13 protein-coding genes are annotated in these 17,785 nt (G+C 65.3%); 9 read left to right on the top strand and 4 right to left on the bottom strand.

Features of this window, described 5'->3' with window-relative positions; translation table 11 throughout:
- Positions 1-8: 8 nt before the first annotated feature.
- Positions 9-2,291, bottom strand: a complete 2,283-nt coding sequence (locus ACWPN5_RS18380; protein ID WP_492296718.1) for a hypothetical protein — start codon at positions 2,289-2,291, stop codon at positions 9-11.
- Between the two features lie 84 nt (positions 2,292-2,375).
- Between ACWPN5_RS18380 and ACWPN5_RS18385 the strand changes: the two genes are divergently transcribed.
- From ACWPN5_RS18385 to ACWPN5_RS18425, 9 genes are all read left to right on the top strand, one after another.
- Entirely contained in the window at positions 2,376-3,461 is a 1,086-nt protein-coding gene (locus ACWPN5_RS18385; RefSeq protein WP_492296719.1) for a hypothetical protein, read from the top strand.
- Positions 3,462-3,588: 127 nt separating this feature from the next.
- Positions 3,589-7,086, top strand: a complete 3,498-nt coding sequence (gene hsdR, locus ACWPN5_RS18390) for a type I restriction-modification system endonuclease (protein ID WP_492296721.1) — start codon at positions 3,589-3,591, stop codon at positions 7,084-7,086.
- Between the two features lie 65 nt (positions 7,087-7,151).
- Positions 7,152-8,348 carry a hypothetical protein gene (locus ACWPN5_RS18395; protein WP_492296722.1) on the top strand — a complete coding sequence of 399 codons (1,197 nt, stop codon included), beginning with the start codon at positions 7,152-7,154 and terminating at the stop codon, positions 8,346-8,348.
- Positions 8,349-8,619: 271 nt separating this feature from the next.
- Positions 8,620-9,816, top strand: a complete 1,197-nt coding sequence (locus tag ACWPN5_RS18400) for an HsdM family class I SAM-dependent methyltransferase (RefSeq protein WP_492296723.1) — start codon at positions 8,620-8,622, stop codon at positions 9,814-9,816.
- Positions 9,813-11,288, top strand: coding sequence for a restriction endonuclease subunit S (locus tag ACWPN5_RS18405; protein WP_492296725.1), 1,476 nt, complete (start codon positions 9,813-9,815; stop codon positions 11,286-11,288). Before ACWPN5_RS18400 ends, ACWPN5_RS18405 begins: the two co-directional genes overlap by 4 nt.
- A 128-nt stretch (positions 11,289-11,416) precedes the next feature.
- A complete protein-coding gene (locus ACWPN5_RS18410) occupies positions 11,417-11,917 on the top strand; it encodes a hypothetical protein (RefSeq protein WP_492296727.1) in 501 nt (166 codons plus the stop codon).
- Between the two features lie 89 nt (positions 11,918-12,006).
- Positions 12,007-13,290 carry an IS21-like element ISAzs30 family transposase gene (gene istA / locus ACWPN5_RS18415; RefSeq protein ID WP_492296729.1) on the top strand — a complete coding sequence of 428 codons (1,284 nt, stop codon included), beginning with the start codon at positions 12,007-12,009 and terminating at the stop codon, positions 13,288-13,290.
- Positions 13,290-14,162, top strand: coding sequence for an IS21-like element ISAzs30 family helper ATPase IstB (istB, locus tag ACWPN5_RS18420; protein WP_492296731.1), 873 nt, complete (start codon positions 13,290-13,292; stop codon positions 14,160-14,162). Before istA ends, istB begins: the two co-directional genes overlap by 1 nt.
- 134 nt (positions 14,163-14,296) lie before the next feature.
- On the top strand, positions 14,297-14,749 hold the full coding sequence (locus ACWPN5_RS18425; protein WP_492296733.1) for a DUF5655 domain-containing protein: 453 nt from the start codon (positions 14,297-14,299) through the stop codon (positions 14,747-14,749).
- 56 nt (positions 14,750-14,805) lie between these two features.
- Here ACWPN5_RS18425 and ACWPN5_RS18430 read toward each other — a convergent pair whose 3' ends face one another.
- From ACWPN5_RS18430 to ACWPN5_RS18440, 3 genes are all read right to left on the bottom strand, one after another.
- A complete protein-coding gene (locus ACWPN5_RS18430) occupies positions 14,806-15,423 on the bottom strand; it encodes a hypothetical protein (protein ID WP_492296735.1) in 618 nt (205 codons plus the stop codon).
- Entirely contained in the window at positions 15,416-16,846 is a 1,431-nt protein-coding gene (locus ACWPN5_RS18435) for a toll/interleukin-1 receptor domain-containing protein (protein WP_492296736.1), read from the bottom strand. The genes ACWPN5_RS18430 and ACWPN5_RS18435 overlap by 8 nt, the downstream gene beginning before the upstream one ends.
- A 108-nt stretch (positions 16,847-16,954) precedes the next feature.
- Complete coding sequence (locus tag ACWPN5_RS18440; protein WP_492296738.1) at positions 16,955-17,776, bottom strand: hypothetical protein; 822 nt, start codon at positions 17,774-17,776, stop codon at positions 16,955-16,957.
- Positions 17,777-17,785 lie beyond the last annotated feature (9 nt).

Consider the following 17,785-nt stretch of genomic DNA (forward strand, 5'->3'; position numbering starts at 1 on the left):
CATTATCCTCAGCGCACAGCCGGTACGAAGTCTTCGAGGGTAGCCTCAAGATTCTGGACCAAGCTGCCCAGTTGGGTGGCCGCCTTCGCGAGATTCTGGTCGGTCTGGCTGACGAAGTCGGTGATCTCGCGCGTGAAGCCCTGAAGCCCGGTCTGAAGCGCGGCCAGGGTCTTCGCCAACTCGCGGTCCACGCCTTCGAAGCGTTGCGCGGCGCCGTCCAGGCTTGTGGTCAGCTTCTGGGCGGCGTCCAGCACCGTGGTGAAGCGGGTGGCGGTGCCGGACACCTGTTCGACCGCACGGCTGACCTCCAGCGAAGCTTTGGCCAATGGCTCCATGACCGCGCGGGCGCTCTGGCTGGCGGCGTTTATGGTGTCCGCCGCTTTGGACAGGGGCTCGGCCGCCTTTGCGGCGGCCTGTTCGAATTCCGTGCTGCGGGAGGCGAGCGTTGTGGCGGCTTGGCCCAGGGCGGCGATCTGGCCGGCCAGGCCACCGGCCCGTTCCCCAACCAGCCCGCCGGCATCGCGCATGGATCCGCCCGCGGCCTCGCCGCCCTTGCGGAGGGCGTCGGCCGCCTCGTTGCCTGCCCGGCCCAGCCGGTCGGCTGCACCGCTCAACGCCGTCGCGACACCATCCCCGGCTTCGCCTAGAGCCGTGCGGAGAGTAGCGGCGCTGGCGGTTCCGCTTTCCCGCAGCGCGTCGCCCGCTTGACCGAGCGCCGTTCGCAGATCGGCCATCATGGCCTGCAACTCGGTCCTCATGCCTTCGGTGGCGTCGGCGATGCGGTTCACCGCTTGCTCCGCCCCCTGGCCCAGCGCGCTGCCGCCTTCGGACGCCGCCCGTTCCAGGCCGGCGGACATCCGTTCTACCGACCGTTCCAGGCCGGCGGTGGTTTCCGCCACGCGGGCGGCCAGATGGCTGAAGGCCTCGGTTCCGGCGTTGCGGCTGCCTTCGGCGAGCGCCCGCAACTCCGCCACCATCGCCTCAATCGACGCCGAAAGGCGGGCGCCGCTTTCCTCCGCCTGCCGGCCCATGGTCGTTTCCATCGCGGCGGCGGCCTGGGCCAGGGTGGCGGCAACGCCACGGGCGGCTTCCTCGAAACCGGTGGCCGCGGCCTCGATCCGGGAGGCCATGTGCTGCCCGGCCTCGGCGCCGGCGGTGCGGCTCTGCTCCGCGACGGCACGCAGGGTCTCGGTCAGGCCGCCCATCTGGTCGGTGATGCGGGACAGTGCAGCTTCGGCCCCTTCGCCCATGCGGGCGGCCATGGCGTCGGCGGACTGCGCCATCCGCACCACGGCGTCACCCAACCCCTGCTGAAGACCTTCCAACCGCGCCCCCAGCCCCGACAGCGTCTCCGCCACGCCCTGCATGCGGTCGCCGGTTCCCCCCTGGAGCTTCTCCAAGAAGGCGTCGAGCATCGAGCGCATGGCGTCCTCATTGCGCGAGGCCATGCCGTCGGCCAGCCGGCCCATCGAGTTTGCCAGCGGGCCGATGTGCTCCCCGAGCCGCGTGTCGAAGGCGCGGTCCATGGCGCTTCCGAGCGAAACGGCCAGATCGTTCGTGAAACTCTCAAAATAGTCGGACTGCCGCGCCAGCAGTTCGTTCGTCTCCTGCTGGAGCGCGGCCGGCGTCATCAACGGAATGCGCAACTCAAGCGCCGCGTGGAAGCGGTCCAGGGCGCGTTCGACCTGCTTCAGGCGGTGTTTGCGGATGACCGCATAGACGATGGACAGCAGCATGCCCATCAGCGACGTGATGAACTTGAACGACGCCGTGTCGAGCAACTGCCGCAGAGCGCCGTTGCGTTCCGCCGCGGTGCCGGTCACCACCTCGCCGGCGCTGCCCAGCGCGACCGCAAGCCCAAGGAACGTGAACAGCAGTCCTGCGCCGACGAGCAGATTCGGCATGGCCGCGTGGTAGCGCAAGTCGGTTTCAATAGCCGGCCCGCGCAGAAGGTCCAGGTTGAACCAAGCCGCCGGTCGTGTCGTTGAGCGCACAGGGCGGCCCGTCGTCCGTGGCAGAAGCAGCGACTCCCGGTACTCCCCCCAAGCGCCGCGGAGGATCGGGTCGCGCCCCAAGCTGGCGTTGACCTCCTCATAGCGCTCGGCGAAGGACAACGCGTCGGCGGATCTGTCGAGTTCGCCATTCGCGGCCAGAAGAGAGCGGAGCAAACGCTTCGTTCCGTTATCCAAGGAGATAATCGAAGCCGTTGCCCAAAAAACAAGGAGTAGGATGACCAGCCCAATTGTGTAGGGATTGGAGATGATGGGAGCGACGGCTTGAGCTATGTTCATGGAGTGATGACTGCCTGAATAACCTCTCGCATACGATGGCATTTATAATTACAAATTCTTGAAAATGCCCTAACGGTATTGTGAATGCCAACCATAACCGTTTCGATCTATGACGGGGAGCAATTGTTGGAGCGGCGCGACTCCCGCGCGATCCTTCTGCCCGACCAACGCACGGCGGTGGTATGGCGTGGGCTGGCCTACCCGCTACTGAAGGGGGATCGTATCGACATTACGGGGGAGGCTGTGATCCCCACCGCCATCCCGCCGGGGCCGGCTGCGGCAGCGGCGCCCGTGGCACGCTTCGCCGTGGTCGAGGGGGTGGGGGAGGCCTATCTGCTGATCCAGGGATCGGTGCTGGATCGCGAGCAGGCGGCGGCCCGGCTGGCGGCTGGCGGACTCCCGGTCATCCGGTCCGGCCAGTATCTCAGCGAACCGGTGGACGGCTTGGCCGCCGACTGGTTCGTCAGGTTCGAAAGCCAAGCCGTTGCCCCAGGCGCTCTGGCGGCCCGCATCGGCGCCCTGCTCGAAGGTGCCCTGCTGTCGGCCGAGGGTCCCGCCAATATGGCGGAGTTGCGGCTTCGCCTCGTGGAAGGCGAACTGGCCCGGGCACACGCCGCGGCGGCGTCGCTGAAGGCGGAGGTTGCCGCCTTGCGGCTCGCGCTGGCCGAGCGAATGCCCGCCGATGCCCAGGACGAAGCCCGGGACCGGGCCGACCGGTTGCAGGCCGACTTAGAGGAACTGCAAAGAACGCTTGTCGAGGAGTTGAAGAACCGCCTCGCCGCGGAAGCGTTCGCGCTGGAAGCTCCGCCGACGCCACGCCCGGCGGCACCCGGGCGGCTGAGCGAGGAGGTGGCCGCCGTCTTTGCCAGCCTGCTGCCCCGCATCCGCTTGCTCCGCGCCAGCCTGGACGTGGCCGCCGTGGAGTTCTCCGACCGCCGGTTCCTGTATGGCGCCCTCGCGGAACTCGCCGCCGGCACCGGTGGAACCCCGGCGAACTGGAAAAAGGTCAAGGGCGCCGACCGCTGGTGGGAACGGCACATTTCCAACGGCCAGGATGACGCCGGCCGGATTTACGCGCGTCTGGATCCGGAAGACCGCAGATGGGAGGTGCTCGTGTCCCACAAGTCTGAGCAACCCAGGGACATTGCATGGTTACGATCCCGCGGCTGACCGGTGGCAGCCGTCGCGACAGGCCGTCTTTCGGCACCGACGCAGTAGCGCTTGGTCTACCCCAGGTCGCGGTCGTCCGGTGACATACCCCGTTGCGCGCCGTATAGTGTGCGCTCTCTGGGAGGAAATGTTGGGCCGGTCGGTCAATTTCGCATTCTTGGCGCAGCATGACACCCAGCTCGACCGGCTGGGGGCGCTGGCCGAGCGTTTCTTCGCCGAGGATGCCAACACCGCCATCATCAAGCTGCGCCAGTTCGCCGAACTGCTGGCCCAGCTCACCGCGGCGAAGCTGGGGCTGTGGACGTCGCCCGAGGAGAAACAGGCGGACCTGTTGCGCCGCTTGCGCGACCGCGGCGCCCTGACGCGCGAGGTCGGGGACCTCTTCCACTTCATCCGCAAGGCCGGCAACGCCGCCGCCCACGACCTGGACGGCGACCACGCGACCGCTCTGTCCTGTCTGAAGCACGCGCGCACGCTGGGCGTCTGGTTTCATCGCACCGTCACGGGCGACCGCGCGTTTGCCCCCAGCCCCTTCCTGCCGCCGCCCGATCCGCGCGCCGAGGGCGCGGCGCTGAAGGCAGAGCTGGAGCGGCTGCGCAAGGCGGTTGCGGAGCAGCAGTCGGCGCACGAGCGCATCGCGGCCGAGGCGCAGGCCGAAGCCGAACGGCGCCTGTCCGCCGAGGAACGCGCCGCCCGCGCCGACGCCGAGCGTCTGGAGTGGGAGCGGCTGGCGCAGGAGGCCGACGCCGACCGCGCGCGCCTGGAAGCAGAACTGGCCACCGCCCAGGCGAGCGCCGCCGCCGAAGCGCCCGAGGCGATCCAGCACCGCGTCGAGCTTGCTCACGAGGTCGGCCAGGGCATCGACCTGGACGAGCGCGAGACCCGCCGCCTGATCGACGCGCAGCTCCGCGATGCCGGATGGCAGGCCGACAGCGAAGCCCTGACCTTCGCCGCCGGCGCCCGACCGCAGAAAGGGTGCAACCTTGCCATCGCGGAATGGCCCACGGCGAACGGCCCGGCCGACTATGTGCTCTTCGCCGGGCTCACCGCCGTGGCCGTGGTGGAGGCCAAGCGCCGCAACGCCGACGCCCCGGCCGCCATTGATCAGGCGCGCCGCTACGCCGAGGGCTTCGTCCCCCATGGCGACGGGGCGCCGCCGGCGGAAGGGCCATGGGGCGCCATCCGGGTGCCCTTCCTGTTCGCCACCAACGGGCGCCCCTTCCTGCGCCAGTTCGAGACGGCGTCCGGCACATGGTTCCGCGACGCCCGCCACGCGGGTAACCTGCGCAAGGCGCTGGACGGCTGGTACAGCTCCGCGGGCCTGATGGAGCTGCTGCGCAACGACCCGCGCGCGGCGCAGGAGCGGCTGGCGCGCGACCCCTTCGCCTTCAACTTCCCGCTCCGCGACTACCAGGAGCGCGCCATCCGCCGGATCGAGGAGGCGATCGCCGGCGGCCGGCGCGAGGTGCTGGTGGCCATGGCGACCGGCACCGGCAAGACCAAGACCTGCATCGCGCTGGTCTACCGCCTGCTGAAGGCGCAGCGCTTCCGCCGCATCCTGTTCCTGGTGGACCGCACGGCGCTGGGTGAGCAGGCCGGCAACGCGTTCAAGGAAACGCGCATGGAGCACCAGCAGGTCTTCGCCGACATCTTCGCGGTGAAGGAGCTGGGGGAGATCGCCCCCGATCCCGAGACGAAGCTGCACATCGCCACCGTCCAGGCGCTGGTCAAGCGCACGCTCTACAGCGACGACCCGCCGCCCATCGACCAGTACGACTGCATCGTGGTGGACGAGTGCCACCGCGGCTACCTGCTCGACCGCGAGATGGGGGACGATGAGATCCGCTTCCGCGACCAGGGCGACTACATCTCCAAGTACCGGCGCGTGCTCGACCGCTTCGACGCGGTGAAGATCGGCCTGACCGCCACGCCGGCGCTGCACACGGTGGAGATCTTCGGCGAGCCGGCCTTCCGCTACACCTACCAGGAGGCGGTGATCGACGGCTGGCTGGTGGACCACGAGCCACCGCTGCGCGCCCACACCGCGCTCAGCCAGCAGGGCATCCACTGGGACGCGGGCGCGGCCGTGGACGTGCTGGACACCCGCACGGGCCAGCTCGACCTCATCAATCTGCCGGACGAGGTGCGGTTCGACGTCGAGGACTTCAACAGGAAGGTCATCACGCCGGACTTCAACCGCGTCATCGCCGAATGGCTGGCCGGGCACATCGACCCGGGCCTGCCCGGCAAGACCCTGGTGTTCTGCGCCACCGATCGGCACGCCGACATCGTCGTCGGCGCGCTCAAGGCCGCCTTCGCCGCGCGCTACGGCGCCATCGAGGACGATGCGGTGGTGAAGATCACCGGCAGGTCCGACCAGCCGATGCAGCACATCCGCCGCTTCAAGAACGAGGCGCTGCCCAAGGTCGCGGTCACCGTCGACCTGCTGACCACCGGCATCGACGTGCCGGAGATCGTCAACCTCGTCTTCATCCGCCGGGTCGGCAGCCGCATCCTGTACGAACAGATGATCGGCCGCGGCACCCGCCTGTGCCCGGACCTGTTCGGTCCCGGCATGGACAAGACCGCCTTCCGCATCTTCGACGCCATCGGCCTCTACGCCGCCATGCAGGACCTGACGGAAATGCGGCCGGTGGTGGCGAACCCCAACATCACCTTCGCCACACTGATGGAGGAACTGGCCGAGGCCACCGGCACGCCGGTGGACGCACCGCCGCCGCCCGGCTTCGCGTCAACGGGATTCGCTGAGGACGGCCCGGCCCCCTTCATCGGGCCGCCGGAGGTGGAGGAGCGCCGGTCGCAGCAGGCGCGCTGGCTGGTCGGCCAGATCGTCGCCAAGCTGCACCGCAAGAAGCGCCGCCTGTCCGACAGTGGCGCCCACCGCTTCCGCGACTTGGCCGGCAGCGACCCGGACGCCTTCATCCGCCGCCTGCGCGACGCCTCGCCGGAGGAGGCCGCGCGCCTGCTGCTTGACCACCGCGCGCTGATGGAGATGCTGGACACCCGCATCGGCGACGACCCGATCCACGTGCCGCTCTACACCGGCACCGACTCGTTCCGCCATGAGGAGACTGGCTACGGCCCCGGCATCACCCGGCCGGAGGACTATCTCGCCAGCTTCCGCAGCTACCTGACCGAGAACATGAACCGCATTCCAGCGCTGGCCGCCGTCGCCAACGCCCCGCGCGACCTGACCCGCGCGCAACTCCGCGAGGTGCGGCTGCGGCTGGAGCAGGACGGCTTCGGCGAGGCGGAACTGCGCGCCGCCTTCCGCGACGCCACCAACGCCGACATCGCCGCCTCGATCATCGGCTACATCCGCCAGGCAGCGCTGGGCGATCCGCTCTTCCCCTACGACGAGCGTGTGGACCACGCCATGCGCCGGGTGCTATCCAGCCGTCCCTGGACGCAGGCGCAGCGGCAATGGCTGGAGCGCATCGCCCGGCAGATGAAGAAGGAGGTCGTCATCGACCGCGAGACGCTGGATCAGGGCGAGTTCCGCCAGCAGGGCGGCGGCTTCGCACGGCTGAACCGGGTGTTCGACGGGCGGCTGGAGGCGATCCTAGGGGAGATCGGCGAGGGGATTTGGGGGAAATTTGGGTAATAAATTTGCTTAGAGCAATGTATGCCGCATTTCCCTAAGAAAAATATTAATCATATGGTGAGAAAATGAAGAAATGGATCGATTTTAGTGTTGATGCTAGTTCTTGGGCTGCGGTAAGTCGAGCCGTTCCCGGAACGTTTCCAACAGGTACTTGCAGCTTTTGTTTTCCACTGTCGGAAGTTCTTCTCATTATAGGATTAGTCACCATCCCAGGAAGCGCATCAGGAATTTCATTGGCCGAGTATTGGGCTTGGTTGCGATATTTTTCATGTGTGGATGACGGCAGAAAGCTGGCTTTGAACGCTTTTTGCAATGAACTCGATTTACATCAAAAGACAATTTTGAGTGATGATTTTGGCATGGGATTCGCCTTTTATTGTATGAAGGAACTTCTTGAATTTGAGGAATTTTGTGATGGAGCGTATTTTGAAAAACGTCTACTCCGAAAACTGGGAGGCCACTATATTGGAAAAGTTGCAAAGAGTGGTGCTCGAAAGACGCCTGATTTTGTGTGCAAGTCATATGGGCCGGATTTTTATCATCAGATTGAATGCAAGGGAACGCAAAGTAGCTATTCTGCGTTGAATAAACAAATTCAGGCTGGGATGACTCAAATAAAAAATATGAGTTTTCCCGCCGCGGTTTCTGGAGAGCGAATTGTGGTTGGGACGCTGGTTGAGTGCTCTGGAAAAGATCATAATTCAAAAATAGTAGTTGCCGATCCCGAATGGCAGGCAGAATTAGTTTTGTCAGAGCAGGATCTTCCTATTGTTGATGATGCTTTAGTAAGAGGCATGGTCGGAAAACTTCTGTGCGCTTCTGGCTTGCCGTCTACTTCATCAGTAATCATGGATCCTGATGGTGGGGTCGACTATGCTGAAAGGTTAGACCTTCCAGATTCCCATGTGGACTCTCTCCGGAGACAGGCCAGTAAAAGAAAGGAAAATGCTGTGACCGAACTGAGGCGAGGATCGATGCAGCAATTTTCGATCGGCTCTGGGGTGTTCATGGGTAGGGAGGCGGTAATTAACTTCAATTTACCAGTTATAGTCAATGGGTTGGAGTTTAGTAGCGCGATAATTCGCCAAGGTGTTGAGAAATCAGCTATTAATGGTATCTCCATAAACGACATTGATAGCGAAGATATCGGAAAATCTTGTCCTGGGTTGCGTCGCAACGGAAAAATAACGTCGAAATCAGAAAATGGATTCTCCGAACTTAGGATTGGAGAAAATTTTTATTCATCTTTGGAGCTTATTTAGTTTAAAATGAGTGGAAAAATGACCGCCACAACCGACATCGTCGCCAAGCTCTGGAATCTCTGCCACATCCTGCGGGATGATGGGATCACGTACCACCAGTACGTGACGGAGCTGACCTACCTGATCTTCCTCAAGATGGCGGCGGAGACCGGGGCGGAGGGCCAGTTGCCCGAGCACTACCGCTGGGCGGACATCCGCCGGCGCCAGGGGGGAGCAGCTGACCTTCTACAAGGAACTGCTGATCCACCTCGGTGCCGAGGGTTCGGCGCAGGTGCAGGCGATCTTCCAGAACGCGCAGACCTCGCTGCGCCAGCCGCGCATCCTCAAGGCGCTGGTGGAGGCCATCGACGGGCTGGACTGGTACTCGGCGCGGGAGGAAGGCCTCGGCAACATGTACGAGGGCCTGCTAGAGCGCAACGCGACCGAGAAGAAGTCGGGGGCGGGGCAGTACTTCACGCCGCGTCCGCTGATCGACAGCATGGTCGCGCTGATGCGTCCCAAGGCGGGCGAGTATGTCCAGGACCCAGCGGCGGGCACCGGCGGGTTCCTGATCGCCGCCGACCGCTGGATCAAGGCCCACACAAACAACCTGTGGGACCTGACCGAGGCCGAGCAGTATTTCCAGCGCCACAACGCCTTCTACGGGATGGAGCTGGTGCCGGACGCCCACCGGCTGGGCCTGATGAACCTGATGCTGCACGACGTCTCAGGCGACCTGCAGCTCGGCGACGCGCTGTCAGAGCAGGGGACGCGGCTGCACAAGGCCGACCTGATCCTCACCAACCCGCCCTTCGGCACCAAGAAGGGCGGCGGGCTGCCGTCGCGCGACGACTTCACCCACCCGACCTCCAACAAGCAGCTGGCCTTTCTCCAGCACATCTACCGCGGCCTGAAGCCCGGCGGACGCGCTGCGGTGGTGCTGCCCGACAACGTGCTGTTCGAGGACAACGCTGGCCGCGACATCCGCCGCGACCTGATGGACAAGTGCGACCTGCACACCATCCTGCGCCTGCCCACCGGCATCTTCTACAGCGCGGGCGTCAAGACCAACGTTCTGTTCTTCACGCGCGGCCGCACCGACAAGGGCAACACCGGTGACGTCTGGGTCTACGACCTGCGCTCCAACATGCCGCAGTTCGGCAAGACCCGTCCGCTGACCCGCGAGAACTTCGCCGCCTTCGAGGCCGCCTTCGGTCCTGACCCGCTGGGCAAGGCCCCGCGAACCGACGAGGGCGAGCTGGGCCGCTTCCGCCGCTTCACCCGCGAGCAGATCGCCGTACGCGGCGACAACCTAGACATCACGTGGCTGCGCGACGAAGGCACCGACGAGGCCCTGCCCGAACCCGATGTGATCGCCGCCGAGATCATCGACACCCTGCGCACCGCGCTGGAGGAGATGGAGGCGCTGGCGGACATGCTGGGGCCGGACGAGGATGCGGGCGCCACCGTGGCGGAGGCTGCGGAATGAATGGACGGGAACTGCCGGCCGGGTGGGAAACGGCGGAGATCGCTGATGTCTCTGACGTCGGTGGCGGGCTTACAAAGAACTCCAACCGGAGCAGTCTTTCTCTGCGCCGCCCCTATCTGCGAGTGGCCAATGTCTATGCCAACGAGTTGCGTCTCTCTGAAATCGCCGAAATCGGCGTAACCGAAGCCGAAGCACAAAGAACGACACTCGAAGTCGGCGATGTTTTAGTCGTCGAGGGCAACGGAAGCGTTGATCAAATTGGTCGTGTGGCGATCTGGGATGGAAGCATAAAGGATTGCCTACACCAAAATCATTTGATTAGGGTCAGGAGCAGGGCGATCATACGTCCGAAGTTCCTGCTTCAGTGGCTGCTTTCTCCGGAAGGGCGGAGGGCAATTGAGCGCAAGGCTTCCTCATCTGCGGGGCTGCACACGCTCAGCATCTCCAAGGTCGCAAGTCTACCGATTCCTGTTCCCCCTCTCCCCGAACAGGGTCGCATCGTCGAGAAGATCGAGGCGCTGACGGCGCGTTCGCGCAGGGCGCGAGAGGCGCTGGATGCTCTGCCGGCGCTCATCGACCGCTACCGCCAATCCATCCTCGCCGCCGCCCTTCGTGGTGACCTGACGGCGAAGTGGAGGAGCGGTCAGGCGGACGTTGATGGAGGCATCACACTTGATGCGATCAGAAAGGCGTTCCAAAATCGACAAAACAAGGTTGTCGCTCCCAAGCCGGATTGGGAATGCCCGGAAAACATTCCAACTGGTTGGGCCTGCGAGCGACTCGAACTACTGTGCGATCCCTCTCGAGGGATCCCATACGGTATTGTGCAGACTGGCGAGCCATTTACGAGCGGTGTGCCGACCGTCCGCTGTGGCGATATCAAGGATTACCGCATAGATCTGGAGCGCCTGAAGCGTGTTGATCCGTCCGTTGCGGCAGAATACTCGCGTACCCGGCTGCGTGGTGGCGAGGTACTGATCGCCATTCGGGGGACGGTGGGCGCCACAGCCGTTGCGGGACTGGAAATGGCAGGAATGAACATCAGCCGAGAGGTTGCGATGTTGCCGGTCCTGCCCGGTCTTGATGCCCGATACCTCTGCTACTTGATGACATCACCTCAGGGAGCAGCGCACCTGATGCAGCACGTCAAGGGTGTGGCTCAGACCGGCATCAACCTTTCCGATCTCCGCAACTTTCCTGTTCTCCTGCCGCACATTGATGAACAACTCGCTATCGTGAAGACTCTGGATGCTGCCTTCGACCGGCTTCGGAGCCTGAATGAACTGGTCACGGAGAAGGCAGGTTGCCTCTCCACCCTCGACCAATCCATCCTCGCCAAAGCCTTCTGTGGCGAACTCGTCCCGCAGGACCCGAACGACGAGCCGGCCTCGGTGCTGCTGGAGCGCATCCGCGCCGAGCGGGCGGCGGCGGGGGAGAAGCCCCGGCGCGGGCGTGCGCGCAAGGCGGGTTGAGGAGACGGAGTCCATGTCCGACATCAAGGTGTTCCGCGTCACGCCCACCGGCGTCGCCGAGCGGGCGGCGGCGGGGGAGAAGCCCCGGCGCGGGCGTGCGCGCAAGGCGGGTTGAGGAGACGGAGTCCATGTCCGACATCAAGGTGTTCCGCGTCACGCCCACCGGCGTCGCCGAGTTGCCGACCAAGTCCGCCAGCATCGAGAAGTCGTTGCAGACCCTGTTCGAGAGGAACCTGGAAGCGCTGCTCGGGGTGCGCTTCCTCGCCACGGAGTATTCGACGGGCAAGGTGCATGGCGGTCGCATCGACACGCTGGGCATCGATGAGAACGGCTGCCCGGTCATCATCGAGTACAAGCGCGCGGTCAACGAGAACGTCATCAACCAGGGGCTCTTTTACCTCGACTGGCTGCTCGACCACCGCAAGGAGTTCCAGTGGCTGGTCATGGAGACGCTGGGCGCCGAGACGGCCAAGGCGGTCGAGTGGTCGGGGCCGCGCCTGCTGTGCATCGCTGGCGACTTCACCAACTACGACCAGCACGCGGTCAAGCAGATCAACCGCAATATCGAACTGATGTCAGTGCCGATTGGATACTCCCCGGAAAGGGCGACTGAAAATTCCCCAGGCTAACGCAACGGCAGGGCTCCGGGGCGTACGCCCCGGAGCCCTGCGGCCACTCGTCGCCCATGATCACCCTCCGAGGCGGAGGGAGAGGGCCGGTGGTCAGACTTGGGGAACTCGTCATGATTCTCGATCTCGCCCGCGAGGGCCTGTCGGTGTCAGCAATCGCACGCCGCACCGGCCTGGATCGCAAGACCATCCGCAAATACATCGCCCGCGGATTGGAGGCGCCCGCCTACACTCCTCGGCCGGCTCGGCCGACGCTGCTCACACCCTTCGAGCCCTATCTGCGCGAACGCCTGCAGGCCTTTCCCGATCTCAGCGCCCGGCGACTGCTGCGGGAACTCAAGGAGCGCGGTTACACCGGCGGCTACACCATCCTGAAAGCCGTGGTTCGCGCCATCCGTCCCACCCCATCACCGTCCTTCGAGCGCCGCTTCGAGACACCGCCCGGCAAGCAGGCCCAGGTCGATTTCGCCTTCTTCAAGACGACCTTCACCGACGAGCCCGAGGTGGAACGGATCGTCTGGCTGTTCTCCATGGTGCTCGGCCACAGCCGCATGATGTGGGCCCGCTTTGTGGCCCGCCAGGACCTGCAAACCGTGCTCCGCTGCCACATCGCCGCCTTCGACAGCTTCGGCGGCGTGCCGGAACAGATCCTCTATGACCGCATGAAAACCGCCGTGCTAGGCGAGATCGAAGACCCCGATCAGCCGACCCAAGGCATTGCCTACAACCCCAAGCTCCTCTCCCTGGCCAGCCACTACGGTTTCCTGCCGAAGGCCTGCAAGCCGTACCGCGCCAAGACCAAGGGCAAAGTCGAACGGCCCTTCCGCTATGTGCGCGAGGACTTCTTTCTGGCCCGCAGCTTCCGCAATCTCGAGGACCTGAACATCCAGTTCACCCAGTGGCTGGATCAGCTCGCCAACCGCCGTCGGCACGCCACCACCCAGCGCGTCGTCGCCGAGCATTTCGCCGAGGAGCGCCCCCACCTCAAGCCGCTGCCGGCCGGCCCCTTCAACAGCGTCCTGGCCCTGGAGCGCCGCGTCACCCGCGACGGCATGGTGTCGGTCGGCGGCAACCTCTACTCCGTGCCGGATTGCACCCGCCGGCGGACGGTGGAGGTGGAGGTCACCGCCGGCACCGTCACCATTCTGGAGGACGGCATAGCCGTCGCATCCCACCCGGCGCTGGAAGGACGAGGCCGGCGGCGCATTGCCACCGGACACCGGACCCAGCCCCCACCGCCCAACAGCCAGACGCCCAGGGAGGTCGCCATGCCCCCGGCACCTCCGCTGCAGGGCGGCACCGTCACGCCCCGCTCGCTGGCCATCTACGACACCATCGGCCGCCACTTGGCCAACCAGCCGGGGAGCCCGTGATGAGCACCACGTCGCTGGAAGCCGGCCCCGCCACCCTCGACCGCATTCGCCAATATCTGGTTGGGCTGAAGATGCCGCGCGCCTTGGAAGCGCTGGAGCACATCCTGCGCCGGTTGGAACGCGGCGAACTCTCCGCCCTGGAGGCCATCGACGCCCTGCTGGGCGAGGAACTGACGTTGCGCGAGGGACGCCGCATCAAGGCGGCCCTGAAGATGGGCCGGCTTCTCTCCATCAAGACGCTCACCGGCTTCGACTTCTCCTTCCAGCCCTCGCTCGATCGCGATCGAATTATGACCTTGGCGCAGCTCGACTTCGTCGACCGGCACGAGGTGGTCCATTTCCTTGGCCAGCCCGGCTGCGGCAAGACGCACCTGGCCCTCGCTCTGGGGGTGGAGGCCGTCAAGGCCGGCCGCTCGGTCTACTTCGCCACACTGGCCGACATCGTGAGCTCGCTGGCCAAGGCCGAGCGCGAGGGGACCTTGCGGGAGCGTCTGCGCTTCCTATGTCGGCCACAGCTGCTGATCGTCGACGAGATCGGCTACCTGCCGGTGATCCCCGGCGGCGGCAACCTATTCTTCCAGCTCGTCAACGCCCGCTATGAACGCGGCGCCATGATCCTGACCTCCAACCGCGGCTTTTCTGAATGGGGCGATGTCTTCGGCGGCACTGTCGTCGCTTCCGCCCTACTGGACCGCCTGCTGCACCATGCCGTGGTGGTGCAGATCGAAGGCGCCAGCTACCGCCTGCGCCGTCATGCCGAACTGATGCCGGACAACAACCGCAGCAGGCCGATCACGGCCCCACCGCTGGCTCCACGGCGCCGAGGCCGGCCACCAAAAGCAAGGAGCGCCGACACCGAAGCCAATCCATAGCCCTTCAAACCATCTGGGGATTTTTCAACCGACCGTTCTGAGGAAACTTCATTCGGCCTTTACAACTGATCCGCTACCGCCACTGCGGCGACGACCTGCTGCTGCTGGAACTCGTCAACGCGACCACGGCCACCGTGGCGGCGCGCACCCCGACGATCACGCCGACCGACCTCGCCGATTCACCCACCAAGGCGCCGGTGTCGAAGCCGACTGGCGCGAACCCATACCAGTCGCAGTTCATCGACTATCGGCTCGCGCAGGCGAGCCAGCCGATCAAGGATCTTTACGAGGCCCTGAAGGCGTTCCTGCTGGGTCTTGGCGACGATGTCCAGTTCAAGCAGCTCCAGTTCTACTTCGCCTTCAAGCGCATCAAGAACTTCGCCTGCGTCGAGGTGTACCCGCAGGCGGGCAAGGTCACGGTGTTCCTGAAGGTCGACCCGAAGACCGTGACCATCGATCCGGGTTTCACCCGCGACGTCAGCAAGATCGGCCACTTCGGCACGGGCGACCTGGAGATCACCCTGTCCACGATGGCGGATCTGGATCGCGCCACGCCGCTCCTCGTCCGCAGCTACGAAGAATCCTGACGCACGGCAGCCGCGTCGCCGTCTGAACGACAAGAACGACACAGGGGTTGCGCCGGCTACCGCCGGCTCATGCCCAGCAGGACAAGCCAGATGGCCTCGTCGATGTCCTGCATCTGGAGCAACGCGATGTTCTCATCGGTCGTCAGGCCGTTGTTCAGTCCGGCCAGATCGCGGCCCGCGGCGCTCCGGATCGTGGTGATGGTGGCGTCCCAGTCGATGGGGGACAGAGGAAGACTCCGGTTCTCCACATCATCGTTGTGGAAGCGCATCATCGCTGCATAGGCGGGGTGCCTCACGATCGCCGCGGGATCGAGTTGGGAAGGGGTTTCCCCGCGCAGCAGGTCGGCCACCGCCTGCGCGGCGCCGCCGAAGCCGCCGAGCACGTAAACCGGCTTGGCCGCCTGCAACGCAAGCAGAACCTCTTCCAGAATGCCAGGGTAGCGCCCGCTGAAGCCGGTCAGCTTGCCGCCCATGACGATACGGGCGTCCACGTCCGCCGTCATTCTCTGCCGCATGGCCAGCATGCCGCGTGCCAGCGCATAAGCCCCGGCGGGCGTCCCCGTGTCGGGCGCTGTTTTCGGATCGATCAACCCGGCGTCCGTCAGGTCGTGTGGCGGGAGGATCGGGATGACGCGCAGATGCTTGCTCTGTTTCGCCAGCCTTCCATCATCCACCGCCAGAAGTCTTGGGCCAGGGGAGATAGTTGAGGATTCGCTCGTATTGGTTGCGCTGACTGGCATTGTGCGCGCGCACCAGCCCAGTCAGGAACTCCGTAATTCCGGCGCTTTGAAGGCCGCCACCGTAGGCGAGCGTCGCGCCTTTGGAGAGCAAAGCCCTAGCGATCAGCTCCGTCCCCGCCAGCAGATGCTTGTCCGACAACCCGATCCCGTCCAGCCCACTGGTTGGCGTGGATAGGGAAAGCCCGACGACCCGACCGGCCAGATTCTGCTTGCCGCAGGTCAGCGGTGTGACCAAGCGGGTGCGGTGATGCCTCAAATCGGTCAGTTCGCATCGGGGAAGCGGAGGGTCCGGATAGACGATCGTGCGCAAACCTTTCCCGTTCAATCGGCGCAGATCACGGTCTTCCGGTGGGCGGGCGTACGGAATGGCGTTGTTCGGCAACCGTCCCATTGCCGACAGATGCGTCAGCCGTCCGCGTGCGTGGAGAAAGCGCATGGATTCCACCACCGCCGCCTCGACGGCGTCGCGAAGGCGTGCGCGCAGCTTTTTCTTCTTAAGCGACGGGTCGATGCGCAGACATGGCACGTTGCCCAAGCCTGGCAAGGATCGGTCGTCGCGATGCTCCAGCGCATCCAGGACGATGATCGGGCGTTGCAGGCGCTTGGCCGCCAGAACCTCAAGATGGCACCAGGGGCTGGCTCCGTAGCCATCCGAGCGCACCACCAGCAGGGTGCTGCCCGCTATGGCCGTTTCGATCTTTCGTTCGATGTCGTCGCCGGCCTTGATGTCCACCGTATCGAAGAAATAGCGGGTCGGGCGACCTTCGTGCGCCAGCAGCTTCCTGATCTTACGGGCGAGCGTATGTGAGCGCGGGTCGCGCTTGGTGTGGCTGACGAACAGGGTAACACCGGTCGGCGCGTCCGGCGCATGACCTTCGATGACGCGGCAGATCTGGGATGCCGCTTGCAGCCGCAACTCCTGCATCTGGCGTGCCGCCGGCTGACCGAACAATTGGATGGCAAGATGGGCGGTGATCGCGTCGGGAAGCTGAAGCGCGCAATCCTCGACCGCGACGACGATCAGCCGGTGGCGTCCCTTGGAGGCGTCCACCCGTTCCTGAAGGCCGGTCAGCGCCGCCGTCCATGCCTGGTCGAGGACGAAACGCCGCTCCACGAGGGCGAATATGATGGTGTGCGCGGCGGCGTCCAGATCAATTCCCACCGGGCCGGGATGGGGCCAGCCGTCGGGGCGGGTGCGGAAAAAGGTCGGAATGCCGATTTCGCGGGCGAAGGGCCGCACGGCGTTCCAGCTCAGCAGGGTGAACAGGGTTGTCGCCATCTCCCGGCAGTCCGGCCTGACCGCCGCATCGGCGTGCCAGAGAACATAGGCGTGGAGGAACGGCTGGGAGGTGGACATCGCGGCCTGGGAAGCTTGTCGAAGAACAGGCCGAACATAGTAATTGCACCCGGAAACGGCGAAAATAATTCCTTGCTGCGTCCGGTCACGGGATTGCCGCGCCTGACATCACCTCACGCTTTCCTGCGCTGCGAAGCGGTGGCGAAGACCGCGCAAAACCAGGGCGACGATCTCGTCGGTGTTGCGGCTCGCTGCCAGCTGCCGCAGTTCGGTGCGGTCGAGGCCGCTGTTCAGATCGGCCTCGGTCCTGCCCGTGAAGTCCGGCCCGGCATCCCAGGAGGCGTGCGGAACCCGCCCCGGATCGATCAGACCGAGCGCGCCGCAGACCGCGCCCGCGGCACCGCCGAAGCCGCCGGCGAGGTAGAGGGGATTGCCGGCCTTCATCGCCTCCAGCGACTCTTCGGCGACGCCAGGCATCCAGCCCTTGCAGCCATCGACCTGACCGCCGAGGAGGACAGCCGCATCGGCCCGCGCCGCAACCGCCCGGCGCATGGCGGTCAACCCCGTTTCCCAATCCGCCGCGCCGATGGCGCTGGCCGGCGGCTCGGCGGCGCGCCGGTCGGTCGGCATGGCCGAGCCTTGGAGATCGAGGAACTCCATCACGGCGGCTGGCGCCACGGCCTTGGCCCGTGCCTCCAGGTCGCTCCAGCCCATGGCGCTGTGAACGGGCCAGGGCAGCGGGTTGATCAACACCGGCTTGGTCACGTCGCTGGCGTGCCGGTGGGCGAGTTGGAACAGCCGCTCCGTAAAGCCGCCCTGGCGCAGGTCGCCGCCATAGATCAGGGTGGCCCCTTGGGCGATCAGGTGGCGGGCCAGTTCCAACAGGGCGTCGCGCAGATGGGCCCCGCCGAGGCCGAGGCGCGCCAGATCGGGGCTGTCCGACACCGACAGGCTGATGGTGCGTCCATCCAGGAAACGATCGGCCTTCATGGCGTTCTC

The sequence above is a fragment of the Azospirillum sp. UENF 211521 genome, from assembly GCF_058780535.1.